This window comes from Streptomyces sp. NPDC054047 (genome assembly GCF_055585065.1).
Map to the genome: position 1 here is coordinate 274899 of NZ_JBVJKV010000009.1, position 14731 is coordinate 289629.

General features: G+C 69.3%; 17 protein-coding genes. 16 read left to right on the forward strand and 1 reads right to left on the reverse strand.

All coding sequences use genetic code 11. The features are described from left to right. Positions 1 to 168: 168 nt before the first annotated feature. The 5 genes from dop (at position 169) to prcA (ending at position 4181) form a co-directional block, all read left to right on the forward strand. Positions 169 to 1680 (forward strand): depupylase/deamidase Dop, encoded by a 1512-nt coding sequence (gene dop, locus ACZ6ZP_RS29910; protein WP_351164988.1) that lies wholly within the window; start codon positions 169 to 171, stop codon positions 1678 to 1680. 124 nt (positions 1681 to 1804) lie between these two features. Continuing rightward, complete coding sequence (locus ACZ6ZP_RS29915) at positions 1805 to 2023, forward strand: ubiquitin-like protein Pup (RefSeq protein WP_249590985.1); 219 nt, start codon at positions 1805 to 1807, stop codon at positions 2021 to 2023. A 90-nt stretch (positions 2024 to 2113) separates the two neighbouring features. Then, positions 2114 to 2536, forward strand: coding sequence for an endonuclease VII domain-containing protein (locus tag ACZ6ZP_RS29920; protein WP_469409030.1), 423 nt, complete (start codon positions 2114 to 2116; stop codon positions 2534 to 2536). Then, positions 2488 to 3333 carry a proteasome subunit beta gene (gene prcB / locus ACZ6ZP_RS29925; RefSeq protein WP_351164984.1) on the forward strand — a complete coding sequence of 282 codons (846 nt, stop codon included), beginning with the start codon at positions 2488 to 2490 and terminating at the stop codon, positions 3331 to 3333. The genes ACZ6ZP_RS29920 and prcB overlap by 49 nt, the downstream gene beginning before the upstream one ends. 53 nt (positions 3334 to 3386) lie before the next feature. Next, entirely contained in the window at positions 3387 to 4181 is a 795-nt protein-coding gene (prcA, locus tag ACZ6ZP_RS29930) for a proteasome subunit alpha (protein WP_366463435.1), read from the forward strand. 66 nt (positions 4182 to 4247) lie between these two features. Here the strand turns inward: prcA and ACZ6ZP_RS29935 are convergent, their stop codons facing one another. After that, complete coding sequence (locus ACZ6ZP_RS29935; RefSeq protein ID WP_366463436.1) at positions 4248 to 5273, reverse strand: LacI family DNA-binding transcriptional regulator; 1026 nt, start codon at positions 5271 to 5273, stop codon at positions 4248 to 4250. Between the two features lie 132 nt (positions 5274 to 5405). Between ACZ6ZP_RS29935 and ACZ6ZP_RS29940 the strand changes: the two genes are divergently transcribed. The 11 genes from ACZ6ZP_RS29940 (at position 5406) to ACZ6ZP_RS29990 (ending at position 14684) form a co-directional block, all read left to right on the forward strand. Beyond that, positions 5406 to 6665 (forward strand): MFS transporter, encoded by a 1260-nt coding sequence (locus ACZ6ZP_RS29940; RefSeq protein ID WP_351164981.1) that lies wholly within the window; start codon positions 5406 to 5408, stop codon positions 6663 to 6665. Positions 6666 to 6674: 9 nt separating this feature from the next. Then, positions 6675 to 8036, forward strand: coding sequence for a Pup--protein ligase (pafA, locus tag ACZ6ZP_RS29945; protein ID WP_135334215.1), 1362 nt, complete (start codon positions 6675 to 6677; stop codon positions 8034 to 8036). A gap of 130 nt (positions 8037 to 8166) precedes the next feature. Further along, positions 8167 to 9168, forward strand: a complete 1002-nt coding sequence (locus ACZ6ZP_RS29950) for an FKBP-type peptidyl-prolyl cis-trans isomerase (RefSeq protein ID WP_351165153.1) — start codon at positions 8167 to 8169, stop codon at positions 9166 to 9168. A 43-nt stretch (positions 9169 to 9211) separates the two neighbouring features. After that, on the forward strand, positions 9212 to 9586 hold the full coding sequence (locus tag ACZ6ZP_RS29955) for an FKBP-type peptidyl-prolyl cis-trans isomerase (protein ID WP_351164979.1): 375 nt from the start codon (positions 9212 to 9214) through the stop codon (positions 9584 to 9586). 193 nt (positions 9587 to 9779) lie between these two features. Beyond that, complete coding sequence (locus ACZ6ZP_RS29960; protein WP_469409033.1) at positions 9780 to 10733, forward strand: helix-turn-helix transcriptional regulator; 954 nt, start codon at positions 9780 to 9782, stop codon at positions 10731 to 10733. Between the two features lie 14 nt (positions 10734 to 10747). After that, on the forward strand, positions 10748 to 11737 hold the full coding sequence (locus ACZ6ZP_RS29965) for a helix-turn-helix transcriptional regulator (RefSeq protein WP_351164977.1): 990 nt from the start codon (positions 10748 to 10750) through the stop codon (positions 11735 to 11737). Positions 11738 to 11748: 11 nt separating this feature from the next. Next, complete coding sequence (locus ACZ6ZP_RS29970; protein WP_351165152.1) at positions 11749 to 12000, forward strand: hypothetical protein; 252 nt, start codon at positions 11749 to 11751, stop codon at positions 11998 to 12000. Between the two features lie 9 nt (positions 12001 to 12009). Next, positions 12010 to 12207 (forward strand): hypothetical protein, encoded by a 198-nt coding sequence (locus ACZ6ZP_RS29975; protein WP_351164976.1) that lies wholly within the window; start codon positions 12010 to 12012, stop codon positions 12205 to 12207. A 250-nt stretch (positions 12208 to 12457) separates the two neighbouring features. Continuing rightward, positions 12458 to 12748: a Sec-independent protein translocase subunit TatA gene (gene tatA / locus ACZ6ZP_RS29980; protein ID WP_351164975.1), complete on the forward strand. Its 291-nt coding sequence runs from the start codon at positions 12458 to 12460 to the stop codon at positions 12746 to 12748. 47 nt (positions 12749 to 12795) lie between these two features. Next, entirely contained in the window at positions 12796 to 13758 is a 963-nt protein-coding gene (gene tatC / locus ACZ6ZP_RS29985) for a twin-arginine translocase subunit TatC (RefSeq protein ID WP_361463165.1), read from the forward strand. A 17-nt stretch (positions 13759 to 13775) separates the two neighbouring features. Then, positions 13776 to 14684, forward strand: coding sequence for a diacylglycerol kinase (locus tag ACZ6ZP_RS29990; RefSeq protein ID WP_469409034.1), 909 nt, complete (start codon positions 13776 to 13778; stop codon positions 14682 to 14684). Positions 14685 to 14731 lie beyond the last annotated feature (47 nt).

Here is a 14731-nt window from a genome sequence, read left to right on the forward strand (position 1 = left end):
CTGTTTTTCAATGAAGGCAATGATCTCCCCACCAGCGCAAAGGCGCTCTAGGCTCTTCGGTACCGCCGAGTCGCGCAGTGCGGGGACGGGCACCGCACACGCACCGGAGAACCAGCGGTACTTGAGCGCCGCACCCGAATGGGAGCGCCGCCGGGCAAGGAGGGCCGCATGACCGTACGGCGAGTAATGGGCATCGAGACGGAGTACGGCATCTCCGTCCCCGGCCACCCGAACGCCAATGCCATGCTCACCTCGTCCCAGATCGTCAACGCCTACGCCGCGGCGATGCACCGGGCGCGACGCGCCCGCTGGGACTTCGAGGAGGAGAACCCCCTGCGGGACGCACGGGGCTTCGACCTCGCCCGTGAGACAGCCGATGCCAGTCAGCTCACCGACGAGGACATCGGCCTCGCCAACGTGATCCTCACCAATGGGGCGCGCCTCTACGTGGACCACGCACACCCCGAGTACAGCTCACCCGAGGTCACCAACCCCTGGGACGCCGTCCTGTGGGACAAGGCGGGCGAACGCATCATGGCGGAGGCGGCCGAACGCGCCGCGCAGCTGCCCGGCGCCCAGCCGATCCACCTCTACAAGAACAACACCGACAACAAGGGCGCCTCGTACGGCACGCACGAGAACTACCTGATGAAGCGGGAGACCCCCTTCTCGGACATCGTGCGCCACCTGACGCCGTTCTTCGTGTCCCGCCAGGTCATCACCGGCGCCGGCCGCGTCGGCATCGGCCAGGACGGCCACGAGCACGGCTTCCAGCTCAGCCAGCGCGCCGACTACTTCGAGGTCGAGGTGGGCCTGGAGACCACCCTCAAGCGGCCCATCATCAACACCCGGGACGAGCCGCACTCGGACGCCGAGAAGTACCGCCGCCTGCACGTGATCATCGGCGACGCGAACCTCTCCGAGATCTCGACGTATCTGAAGCTGGGCACCACGTCCCTGGTCCTCGCCATGATCGAGGACGGCTTCATCGCGGTGGATCTCGCCATCGACCAGCCCGTGCGCACCCTGCACCAGGTCTCGCACGACCCGACGCTCAAGCGCCTGATCACGCTCCGCAGCGGTCGCACACTCACCGCTGTCCAGCTCCAGATGGAGTACTTCGAGCTGGCCCGCAAGTACGTGGAGGAGCGGTACGGCTCCGAGGCCGACGAACAGACCAAGGACGTCCTCGCCCGCTGGGAAGACGTCCTGGGCCGCCTGGAGAGCGATCCGATGAGCCTCTCCGGGGAGCTCGACTGGGTCGCCAAGCGGGAGCTCATGGAGGGCTACCGCCGCCGTGACAGCCTCGACTGGGACGCGGCGCGGCTGCACCTGGTCGACCTCCAGTACGCGGACGTACGGCCCGACAAGGGCCTCTACAACCGTCTGGTGGCCCGCGGCAAGATGAAGCGGCTCCTGGAGGAGCCACAGGTCGAGCGCGCCCAGACCAAGCCGCCGGAGGACACCCGCGCGTACTTCCGCGGCCGGTGCCTGGAGCAGTACGCGGACGACGTGGCCGCGGCCTCGTGGGATTCGGTCATCTTCGACCTGCCGGGCCGCGACTCGCTCCAGCGGGTGCCCACACTGGAACCGCTGCGCGGCACGCGGAACCACGTGAAGGAGCTCCTGGACCGCTGCCGCACGGCAGAGGACCTGGTTCGGGTGCTCTCCGGAGGCTGAAAGGCCCGGCGTGTGGGAATCATCGAGGTGGTCCCCGGACGTTGCAGTAACTACGGGGCCGATGTCAGACCTGGCTTATAGGGTCTGATCAAGTGCATCGCACCTAACGAGCGGGGTGAGGTAGATGGCGACCAAGGACACCGGCGGCGGACAGCAGAAGGCGACGCGTTCCACCGAGGAGGTCGAGGAGCAGACAGAGGAAGCGCAGGGCTCCGAGGACCTCAAGGAGCGCCAGGAGAAGTTGAGCGACGACGTGGACTCCGTCCTCGACGAAATCGATGATGTGCTCGAAGAGAACGCCGAGGATTTCGTTCGAAGCTTCGTGCAAAAGGGTGGACAGTAGGGCAGACCGGACATGAAGTCGGATGGCTCCCAGCGGTGCTCCCGACGTCGGCAGACTCGGGAGCATGCGGCGTTCGCCAGCGACAAGTCGATGCCGGATGGCCTCCGGGCTTACTGCAGGGAGTGCTCTGCTGAGTACTACCGGCAGCGCCAGGAAGCCAAAGGGAAGAGCAGCGCGGCTGACGGCTTGGCGAGTCGCTGCAAGGCCTGCAAAGCGGCAGCGGGTCCTGAGGGGCACCTGCGGCCTGAGTACGGCATCTCCGTGGCCGAGCGAGATGAGTTGATCGCCGCTCAGAAGGGCGTTTGTTGCATCTGCTTGGCTGCTCCGGCGGTACATGTGGATCACTGTCACGAGACGGGTAAGGTCCGTGGCGTACTGTGCTTCAACTGCAACGCTGGCCTTGGCCTGTTGAGGGAAAACACAGACGCAATGCACCGAGCCGCTGCCTACCTGGAAGGAAACCCGTGGAAGCCAACACTCGTAGCACCGGGCGTCTACCAGCTGCCTTCCTGACGCCTGGTTCTTCGTCCTTCATGGACTTTCTGTCCGAGCATCAGCCCGCGATCCTGCCCGGCAACCGGCAGTTGCCGCCCACGCAGGGCGTGATCGAGGCGCCGCACGGCACGACGATCGTGGCGACGACGTTCCCCGGCGGCGTGGTGCTCGCCGGTGACCGGCGGGCCACCATGGGCAACGTCATCGCGCAGCGCGACATCGAGAAGGTCTTCCCGGCCGACGAGTACTCGGCCGTCGGCATCGCCGGCACCGCCGGTCTCGCCGTGGAGATGGTCAAGCTCTTCCAGCTGGAGCTCGAGCACTTCGAGAAGGTCGAGGGCGCCACGCTCTCCCTGGAGGGCAAGGCCAATCGTCTCTCCACGATGATCCGGTCGAACCTGGGAATGGCCATGCAGGGCCTGGCCGTCGTCCCGCTCTTCGCGGGGTACGACGTGGACCGCGAGAAGGGGCGCATCTTCAGTTACGACGTCACGGGCGGCCGTTCCGAGGAGCACGGCTTCGCGGCCACCGGCTCCGGTTCGGTCTTCGCGCGTGGTGCGATGAAGAAGCTCTACCGCAACGACCTCTCGGAACAGGAAGCGACGACGCTCGTCGTGCAGGCGTTGTACGACGCGGCGGACGACGACTCGGCGACGGGTGGTCCGGACGTCGCCCGTCGGATCTATCCGATCGTCACCGTGATCTCCGACGAGGGGTTCCGGCGACTGGGGGACGAGGAGTCGTCCGAGATCGCCCGCTCGATCCTCGAGCGGCGCCTGGAGCAGCCCGACGGTCCGCGGGCCTCGCTGCTCTGATCGATCCGTATTCGCCACTGACTGAGTCACTGACAGAAAGGGACGGATAGCCGGTGTCGACGCCGTTCTATGTCTCACCCCAGCAGGCCATGGCCGACCGGGCGGAATACGCCCGCAAGGGCATCGCCCGTGGTCGCAGCCTTGTTGTGCTGCAGTTCGCCGATGGCATCGTGTTCGTCGGCGAGAACCCGTCCCGTGCGCTGCACAAGTTCAGCGAGATCTATGACCGGATCGGCTTCGCGGCCGCCGGCAAGTACAACGAGTACGAGAACCTGCGGATCGGCGGCGTGCGGTACGCCGATCTGCGGGGGTACACGTACGACCGTGACGACGTGACGGCCCGTGGTCTCGCGAACGTCTATGCCCAGACGCTGGGCACGATCTTCTCGAGCCAGGCGGAGAAGCCCTACGAGGTGGAGCTGGTCGTCGCCGAGGTGGGTGCCACGGCCGACGCCGATCAGATCTACCGGCTGCCGCACGACGGTTCGATCGTGGACGAGCACGGCTCGGTCGCGGTCGGCGGCAACGCCGAGCAGATCAGCACGTATCTCGACCAGCGTCATCGTGACGGGATGACGCTCGCCGAGGCGTTGAAGCTGGCCGTGCAGTCGCTGTCCCGCGACACGAACGGCAGCGAGCGGGAGATCCCCGCGGAGCGGCTCGAGGTGGCGGTGCTGGACCGTACGCGGCCGCAGCAGCGCAAGTTCAAGCGGATCGTGGGGCGTCAGCTCGCGCGGCTGCTCGAAGGGGACGCGTCGGCGCCCACGGACGCCGATTCCGACAACGAGGAGCCGGATGCCGAATCGGGCTCCGGTTCCGCCTCCGAGTCAGGGTCCACCGAGGAGTAGTTCGGTTCGTCGTACGCCCCGTGTCCCGGCCCCGCGGCCGGTGCGCGGGGCGTAGGCGTGTGTGGGCTAGCGGGCGGCGGGGGCCGTCGAGCCGCGGATCACCAGCTCGACGGGGAGGAGGTCGGGCCGGGGCGCGTGGCCGTCCAGGACGGCGAGCAGGGACGTCATGCCGCGCTCGCCGAAGTGCTCGGCGGGCAGCCGCACGGTGGTGAGTTCGGGTTCCACGGCGGTCGCCAGGGTGAGGTCGTCGAAGCCGGTCACCGAGAGGTCCTCGGGCACCCGCAGGCCCAGTCTGCGGGCGGCCTTGCAGGCGCCCGCGGCGAGGATGTCGTCGTCGCAGACGAGCGCGGTGGGGCGGGGGCCGGGAGCGGAGAGAGCGGCCTCAGCGGCCGTGCGGGCGTCGTCGACGGTCAGGAGTGCCCGGGCGGTGCGTACGGCCGTGTCGGTGCCGCTCAGGGCCGCCGCGAGGGCGTCGGAGCGTACGTCGAAGGTCCAGGAGTCGACGCCCGCGGCCAGGTGCAGGAAGTCGCGGTGGCCCAGGGCGAGGAGGTGCTCGGTCACCTGGCGCATGCCGTCGCCGATGTCGAGGTTGACGGTGGCCGCGCCGAGGCTGCCCGCCGGGTCGCTGTCGAGCATGACCAGGGGGAGCGCGTCGCCCTGGATGGTGGCCAGGGCGTCGGAGGCCATGGAGGACGCGAGGATGCCGTCGAGGGCGGCGCGGCTGGAGCCGAAGGGGTCGCGGGCGGGGCCGACGCCCTCGGGGGAGGGGTAGAGGACGACGCCGAAGCCGTGCTCGGCGGCGACGCGGGCGGCTCCGGTGTAGACGCGGGCGAAGAACTCGTTCGTCAGGGCGGGGACGACGAGCAGCGCGGTCCTGGTGCGGCCGAGGCGGAGGTTGCGGGCCGCGAGGTTGGGGCGGTAGCCCAGCTCGCGTGCGGTGTCCCGGACGCGCTGCGCGGTGCGTTCGGCGACGCGGCCGCGCCATTTCTCGCCGAGGACGAGGGAGACGGTGGCCTGGGACACCCCGGCGGCGCGTGCGACGTCGCGGCTCGTGGGGCGTGGCCCCGTGGCCTCCTGCTGTGGCCCGGCCACTTCTGGTACCTCCCAGGTCGGTGCCGCGGGGTGCGATCGAGGTGGACCCGCGGTGAGCGCTCATGGTACGTATGACGCTCGAAGTTATACGTAAAACCTCGGTGCGACGGCACCGGCGGAGGGGCGGGAAGCATGGCTGCCGGATACGTGGAGATCCTCCGGACGAGATACGCCGGGCGGCTGCTCGCGGGCACCCTGGTGGGCCGGCTGCCGAACGCGACCGCCGCGATCGCCATCGTGCTGTTCATCCGCGCCGAGGGCGGCACGTACACCCTGGCCGGTGCTCTGGCCGCGGTGTACGGCGTGGCCAACGCGGTGGGGCAGCCGCTGCTCGGCCGCCTGGTGGACCTCTACGGACAGCCGCGGATCCAGCTCCCCTCGGCGGTCCTCTCCGCCCTCGGCATGGCGGGCTTCGCCTTCACCGGACCCGATTCGCTCGCCCTCGCCTACGTCGCGGTGGGCGTGGCCGGTCTCTTCACGCCGCCCCTGGAGGGCGGCCTGCGCGCGCTGTGGCCGAGCGTCCTGGGCAAGGAGGAGCAGGTGCACACGGCGTACGCCATGGACGCCATCGCCCAGGAAGTCATGTTCACCGTCGGGCCGTTGCTCATCACCGGCTGCGTCGCGCTCTGGTCGGAGCAGGCGGCCCTGCTGGTCGTGAACGTCATCGGGGTGCTCGGCGCCCTCTCCGTGGTGATGTCGCAGCCCTCGCGCGCGTGGCGCTCGGCGCCCCGTGAGGCGCACTGGCTGGGCGCGCTGCGCTCGCGGGGGCTCATCGCGCTGCTCGGCGCGTTCCTCTTCATCGGCATGGCGCTCGGGTCCATCACCGTCGCCGGTGTGTCGTACGCCGACGCGCACGGCGGCGACGCGGTGTACGGCTGGATGCTGGCGGCGCTCGGGCTGGGCGCCCTGATCGGCGGGTCGGTGTACGGGGCGCGGCAGTGGGCCGGGGTGCCGGAGAAGCGGCTGACCGTCCTGGTGGCCCTGCTGGCCCTCTGCTACTGGCCGTTGACGCTGACGCCGGGCGCGGTCGCCATGACGGCGCTCGCGGGTCTCGCCGGAGTCTTCCTCGCGCCGGCGCTCGCGTGCGCGTTCATCATCGTCGACCGGCACGCCCCGCGGGGCACCGTCACCGAGGCGTTCTCCTGGCTCGTGACCACCTTCACGGTCGGCGCGTCGCTGGGCACGGCCGCGGCGGGGCCGGTCGTGGAGTGGGGCGGGACGCGGTGGGGCTTCGCCGTTCCGGGGCTCGCGGGTGTGGCCGCGCTGCTTGTTCTGCTGGCCACGGCGCGGGTGCTCGTACTCCCCGCAGATTCGGCGGTCGTTGCGGGTTCATCGGAAAATGATCGAAACGGTGCCGTCGAACCCGGTTTCAGGGCAGGGCATCAGGCGTAATGTTCAGTCATGGACCGCCGCATTTTCGGGCTGGAGAATGAGTACGGCGTCACGTGCACGTTTAGGGGACAGCGCCGTCTGTCGCCTGACGAGGTGGCGCGCTACCTCTTCCGCCGTGTTGTCTCATGGGGCCGCAGCAGCAACGTCTTTCTGCGGAACGGCGCCCGCCTCTATCTTGACGTCGGGTCACATCCGGAATACGCGACACCGGAATGTGACAACGTGACCGAGCTGGTCACCCACGACAAAGCAGGCGAGCGCATTCTGGAAGGCCTGCTCGTCGACGCCGAACGCCGCCTGCACGAGGAGGGAATCGCGGGCGACGTCTATCTCTTCAAGAACAACACCGACTCGGCGGGAAACTCCTACGGCTGCCACGAGAACTATCTGGTGGCCAGGCACGGGGAGTTCTCGCGGCTCGCGGACATCCTCATTCCCTTCCTCGTCACGCGACAGCTGCTCTGCGGCGCGGGCAAGGTGCTGCAGACTCCGCGCGGCGCCGTGTACTGCGTCAGCCAGCGTGCCGAGCACATCTGGGAAGGGGTCTCCTCCGCGACCACCCGCTCCCGGCCGATCATCAACACCCGCGACGAACCACACGCGGACGCCGAGCGCTACCGCCGGCTGCACGTCATCGTCGGCGACTCGAACATGTCCGAGACGACCATGCTCCTGAAGGTCGGCGCCACCGACCTCGTCCTGCGCATGATCGAAGCGGGCACGGTGATGCGTGACCTGACCCTGGAGAACCCGATCCGGGCCATCCGCGAGGTCAGCCACGACATCACGGGCCGCCGCAAGGTGCGGCTGGCCAGCGGCCGCGAGGCCTCGGCCCTCGAGGTGCAGCGCGAGTACTACGAGAAGGCCGTGGACTTCGTGGAGCGCCGCGGCATCCGCACGGGCACGGTCGAGCAGGTCCTGGAGCTGTGGGGCCGCACGCTCGACGCGATCGAGGCCGAGGACCTCGACCGCATCGGCACCGAGATCGACTGGGTCATGAAGTACAAGCTCATCGAGCGGTACCGAGCGAAGAACAACATGACCATGTCGCATCCGCGGGTCGCGCAGATAGACCTCGCGTATCACGACATCCACCGCCGTCGCGGGCTGTACTACCTCCTGGAGAGGAAGGGCCAAGCCGCCCGCATCTGCAACGACTTGAAGATCTTCGAGGGCAAGTCGGTGCCGCCGCAGACCACCCGCGCGCGGCTGCGCGGCGACTTCATCCGCCGGGCCCAGGAGCAGCGCCGCGACTTCACCGTCGACTGGGTGCACCTGAAGCTCAACGACCAGGCACAGCGCACCGTGTTGTGCAAGGACCCCTTCCGGTCGGTGGACGACCGGGTGGAGAAACTGATCGCCGGTATGTAAACCCTGATACAGGAGATGCGTTGCGGGAACGCAACGCGGGGCGCCGTACGTTCCTCGTACGGCGCCCTTCTCCATGCGTAGAGTTGCGCGCACGCCAACCGACAAGATCGACCGATACGAGGCCCCCACCGTGCGCCGACGCTCACTTCTTCTCGCTGTTCCGGCCGGCCTGCTCACGCTGGCAGGCTGTGGTGACGACAAAAAGGCCGACAAGGCCAAGTCCAGCGACAGCCCTTCCCCTTCCAACTCGACGTCGGCCGCGCCGACGGCGAAGATCGTGGACGGCCCCGTGCCCGAGATCACGAAGGGGACGAAGTTCGGCCAGAAGCCGACCGTCGCCAAGGGGTCCGGGAAGCCGTCCTCCGACCTCGCGGTCAAGACGCTGATCGAGGGCAAGGGCGCCGAGGTCAAGAAGGGCGACTACCTCCAGGCCAACTACCTCGGCCAGATCTGGGCCACGGCCAAGGTCTTCGACAACTCGTACGACCGCGGCAACCCCACGGTCTTCCCGATCGGCACCGGTCAGGTCATCCCCGGCTGGGACCAGGCCCTGGTCGGCAAGAAGCTCGACAGCCGCGTGGAGCTCGCGATCCCCCCGAAGATGGGTTACGGCACCGAGGGCAACAAGCAGGCGGGCATCAAGGGCAGCGACACGCTGGTCTTCGTCGTGGACCTGGTGGACACCTTCAGCGCCAAGAGCTCGGCCAAGGGCAAGGAGGTCGCGCAGTCCAACATCGACCTGCCCAAGGTCGGCACGAACACGGACGGCAAGGCCCCCAAGATCGACGTCCCGAAGAAGGACGCCCCGAAGAAGCTCGTCGCGAACTACATCCTCGAGGGCGACGGCGACGAGATCAAGGAGACCGACAGCCTCCTGTGCCAGTACAAGGGCGTGCTGTGGGCCGACGGCAAGGAGTTCGACTCCTCGTACAAGAGCGGCCAGCTCGCCTCGTTCCAGCTTGCGCAGGTCGTCAAGGGCTGGGCGCAGGGCCTGACCGGCAAGAAGGTCGGCAGCCGCGTCCTGGTCGTCGTCCCGCCGGAGCTTGGTTACGGCGACCAGCCGCCGCAGGGCAGCACCATCAAGAAGGACTCCACGCTGGTCTTCTCCGTGGACATCCTCGCGAAGATGTAACACTGTCCCAGCTGGCCATTCGTATCAAGCAGGAGCATGTGACGTGAGCATCGAGAAGCCCGAGATCGACTTCCCCGACGGTCCGGTCCCCACCGACCTCGAGATCGTGGACATCTGGGAGGGCGACGGCCCGGAGGCCAAGGCGGGCGCCACCGTCAAGGTCCACTACGTGGGCGTGGCTTTCTCCACCGGTGAAGAGTTCGACGCCTCGTGGAACCGCGGCACGCCGCTCCAGTTCCAGCTGGGCGCCGGCCAGGTCATCGCCGGCTGGGACCAGGGTGTCCAGGGCATGAAGGTCGGCGGACGCCGCCGGCTGACCATCCCCGCGCACCTCGCGTACGGCGACCGCGGCGCCGGTGGCGGCGCCATCGCGCCCGGCGAGACGCTGATCTTCGTCTGCGACCTCGTAGGCGTCTGAGCGACGACTGGGGACAGGGTCTGACCAGACCTGTCCACCGAGGGCCCATGCCTGTTCCGGCATGGGCCCTCGCGTCTCCCACCACCACCCTCAACGGATCCCCTCAGGGATGCCCCCCTTGCCCTTAGCTTTTGCCACGACACCCCGGGGCGGTACGGTCGGCGGTCGGAAGCAAAGTGGAGAAAGGGCGTCGATGGCCATTGCCAAGGCCGAGCGGCTGATGAACCTGGCGCTGTGTCTGCTCGGGACGCGACGGCCGCTGAGCAAGCGCGAGCTGCGCGAGTCCATCGAGGCCTATCTGGAGGCGGGGTCCGACGACTCCTTCAACCGGATGTTCGAGCGCGACAAGGACGATCTGCGCGAACTCGGCCTGGTCATCGAGACGGTGGAGAACCTCGACGGCGAGGTGGGCTACCTCGCGCGCCGCGACAGCAACCGCCTGCCGCCCATCACCATCGACGCCGAGGAAGCCGCCGCGCTCGGCCTGGCCGCCAAGGTCTGGCAGCAGGCGCGCCTCGCCGGAGCCGCCAGCGGCGCCCTGCAGAAGCTGCGCGCCGCGGGCCTGCCCGAGGACGTCGACCCGTACGGGGCGCACAGCGCGCTCGAACCGCGCATCCCCGTGCACGAGGCCTCCTTCGAGCCGCTGATGCTCGCCTGCCGCGACCGCCGCCCGGTCGTCTTCGACTACCGCAAGGCCACCGCCGCCCGCCCCGAGCAGCGCCACGTCGAGCCGTGGGCCCTGGAGTGCTGGCGCGGCCACTGGTACCTCGCGGGCTGGGACCGCGACCGCGGCGCCGAGCGCGTCTTCCGGCTCTCCCGCATCACCGGGAAGGTCCGCGCCCGGGCCGGCAAGTTCACCGCCGACATCCCCGACGTGGTCACGGTGCGCGAGACCGTGGCGAGCTGGGCGGGGGAGAGCGCCGACCGCTCCGCTCTGATCAGACTGCGAACGGGCGCGGGCTATCCGCTGCGCGCCAAGGCCGCCCACATACGTGAAGTGGGCGAGGGGTGGGACGAGTTGGAGATTCCGTACGGGCACGGGCTCGACGCCTGGCTGGTGGAGTTCGGGCCCGATGTGGTGGTCCTGGAGCCGGCCGAGCTGCGGGTCGACGTCGTGGACCGGCTGCGCGCCGTGGCCAAGGGCTGAGGGGAGGGACGACCATGGCATCGAACGCCATCGACCAGACCCGGCGGATGCTCTCCCTGGTGACCTATCTGCGCGAGCGCCCCGGCGCCCACGTCAGCGACGTGGCCCGTGCCTTCGGGATCACCGAGGACGAGCTGATCTCGGACCTGGACGTGCTGCCGCTGTGCGGGACCAGCTTCCGCGGCGGCGACCTCCTGGACATCGACACCGACGGCGACCGCATCTGGTGGCACAACCCCGACGACGTGGCGGCCCCCCTGCGGCTCGCCGCCGACGAGGCCACCGCGCTCCTGGTGGCGGCCCGCGCGGTCTCCACCCTGCCGGGGCTGCGCGAGAGCGACCGGCAGGCGCTGGTGCGCGCCACCGCCAAGCTGGAGACGGCCGCCGGTGAGAACGCGGGCGCCAGCGCGCGGCTCTCGGTGACCTTCGAGTCCGAGGGCGGCGTCTTCGCCGACGTCGACCGTGCCATCTCCGAGCGGCGCAGGCTCTGGCTGCGTTACTACTCACCGGCGCGCGACGAGCTCACCGAGCGCGAGGTGGACCCGATCCGGCTCTTCGCCGTCGGGCACACCTACATGGAGGCGTGGTGCTACCTCTCCGAGGCGCGCCGCACCTTCCGCCTCGACCGGGTGGCCGAGATCAGGATCATGGACGAGCCGTCGTCGCCGCCCGAGGTCGAACTGCGCGATCTCTCCGAGGGGCTCGTGCAGCCCGCCGCCGAGGACCCCGAGGTGGTCATCGAGGTCGGGCCCGGCGGCCGCTGGGTCGCCGAGTACTACCCCCACGACAGCGCCGAGGAACTCCCCGACGGCGGTCTGCGGATCACGCTGCGCACCCCGGACCCCACCTCGCTGCGCAGGCTCGCGCTGCGGCTCGGCGGGGACGGCCACATCGTCTCCCCGGTAGACCTCGCGGACAGCGCACGGCAGGCGGCGCGCGAGGCGCTGGCGGCCTACGACCGAGACCCCGACGGGGCGTACGACAGGCAGGAGCAAGGGCGTTGAACACCAGCCTCATGTCCGAGATTCCCGGAATGTCGAGAATCGCCCCTGTGCTCTTCAAGGCCGCCTGCCCCGACTGCCGCGCCCGCTTCGAACTCTCCGCGGGTGCTTTGCGGTTGGCCATCGGCGCCTCGCCCCGCACCACCTTCTACTCGTTCACGTGCCCCGAGTGCGACGCCGCGGTGCGCAAGCCCGCGGGCGAGCGCATCGTCGAACTGCTCACCGGCGGCGGGGTGCGGACGCTGCGTCTGCACTCGACCGTCTAGGCTCGGCGCATGTTCTGGGCGATGGTGGCGATTGCCGCGGGGTTCTGTGGCCTCGCCGTGCTCGGCGTGCTGGCGATCCGGGTCTTCATCGAGGCGCAGCGCCTCGGCACGCAGGTGACGGAGACCACACAGCGGATCAACCGCGCGGCGGAGGATCTCGAAGCGGCGGCGACGGGTGTGGCCCGTGCGGGGCGAGATGTCCTTTAGGTCCTGTGAATGTTGCCGGTGCCCCCGGGACGCGCATCGATACCGCGGCCTGTCAACTTCCCTTGTCCGGCAGGTACGCTGCTGAGGTGGCCCGGAGTTGCGAGGCGCGGGCCGCAACTGGGAGTACGCACAGGGATTGCCCTGCGTTCACCCCTGAGCGTTACGATCGCTGCCAGCACGGTGGCCGGACAGCAAGTCCGGCCTGTCCGGCAGCCCCGCCCCTGCCGCCTCGGTGAGAAGGTAAAGACCTATGTTCGGAAAGATCGGCGCCCCCGAGATCATTCTCATTCTCGTCGTCATCGTTCTGCTGTTCGGCGCGAAGAAGCTTCCCGACATGGCCCGGTCGCTCGGCAAGTCCGCGCGCATCCTCAAGAGCGAGGCCAAGGCGATGAAGTCGGACGGCAAGAAGGACGAAGCCGCCCCGGCCGACCCGCCCGGCGACCCTTCCGCCGCCCAGCCGCGCACCATCCAGGCCGCGCCCGGCGACGTCACCAGCTCGCGCCCGGTCACCGAGCCCACCGACAGCACCACCAAGCGCTGATCCAAGGCCGGCGACGGCCGGCCTGCCGCACGAGATGAGGACGTGGGTTGCTCAAGTCTGCCCGCAAGAAGGAACAGGATCCCGAGGGGCGGATGCCGCTTGCGGAGCACCTGCGCGAGCTCCGCAACCGGCTCGCGAAGGCCGTGCTGGCCATCATCGTCGTCGCGATCGTCGCCGCCTTCTTCTACAAGGACATCATCGAGTTCTTCACGAACCCGATCCTGAGTTCCGTGGGGTGCGAGTCCAGCTTCGCCGAGCTGGCGGACAAGGGCGGCGAGGAGACCTGCGCGCGCATCGTGCTGAACGGTCTGATCACGCCGTTCACACTCGCCCTGAAGATCTCCCTGATGGCCGGCGTGGTGCTCGCGTCGCCGATCTGGCTCTACCAGTTGTGGGCCTTCGTCGCCCCCGGCCTGCACAAGAGCGAGAAGAAGTACGCCTACGGCTTCGTGGCCGCGGGCTTCCCGCTCTTTTTGGGCGGCGGCTACTTCGCGTACAAGACGCTGCCGACGATGGCGCGCGTGCTGCTGGAGTTCTCCCCGGGCGGCGTGGACAACCAGCTGCCGCTGGACGAGCTGATCGACCTGGTCACCCGCATGGTGATCGTCTTCGGCCTCTCCTTCGAGATGCCGCTCCTGCTGGTGATGCTGAACCTCACCGGGGTGCTCACCGGCAAGCGGATGCTCGGCTGGTGGCGCGGCATGATCATGGGCATCACGGTCTTCGCGGCCGTGGCGACGCCCAGCACGGACCCGCTGACCATGATCATGCTCGCCGGGCCGATCTGGGTGCTGTACTTCGCGGCCACCGCCTTCTCGCTCCTCAACGACCGGCGCAAGTCCAGGATCGACGCGGCCGGGCCCGACGACGACGAGGCGTCCGACCTCGACCTCACGCCCGAGGCCGTCGGCGAGATCGAGCCCGTGTCGGCGACCCGCGCCCTGCCCGAGCAGGCGAGCGGCGACGGCGCGAACCGAGATCGGGTAAACGGTTTCGACGACGTGACCTGACCTTGTAGGGTCCGGCCGTGACCAGCGAGATCACTCTCTTCGTCAATCCCACCGCGGGCCGCGGCCGGGGCGCCCACGCGGCGCAGCCGTCCGCTTCCGCGTTGCGGGCCGCGGGCTTCTCCGTGCGTACCGTCATCGGCGAGGACTCCGCCGACGCGCTGCGCCGGGCCCGGGAAGCAGTCGACGCCGGTACGCGCGCGCTGATCGCCGTCGGCGGTGACGGCATGGCGAGCCTCGCGCTGCAGGCCGTCGCGCAGACACGGACGCCCCTGGGGGTGATCGCCGTGGGCACCGGCAACGACTTCGCGCGCTCTCTGGGGCTTCCGGTGCGCGATCCGGCCGCCGCGGGGGCGGTCGTCGCCGAGGCGCTCGACGCGGGACGCACGCGCGAGGTCGACCTGGGGCGGGTGGGCAAGACGTGGTTCGGCACCGTGCTCGCCTCCGGCTTCGACTCGCGGGTCAACGACCGGGGCAACCGGATGCGCTGGCCCACCGGCCGCTTCAAGTACGACCTGGCGATGGTCGCCGAGCTGGCCGCCTTCCGCCCGATCCCGTACCGGATCATGCTGGACGACGGCCGGGTGCACGAGGTCGACGCGACGCTCGTCGCCGTGGGGAACGGCTCGTCGTACGGCGGCGGCATGAAGATCTGCGCGCGGGCCGACATGAGCGACGGCCTCTTCGACGTCACGGTCGTCGGCGACTGCAGCCGTACGACGCTCCTGAAGGTCTTCCCGCGGGTCTACAAGGGCACGCACCTGGACCATCCCAAGGTCACCACCTACCGGGCCGCGAAAGTGGAGCTCGCCGCCTCGGGGGTCACCGGGTACGCGGACGGGGAGCAGCTCGGCGGGCTTCCGCTGACGGCGCAGTGCGTGCCGGGGGCCGTGCGGGTGCTCGGGCCCCGGGGGCCGCAGGAACCGTAAGACAGATAATGATCGTCCGTTGTCAGTGGTGGCCGGTAGTCTCGAAA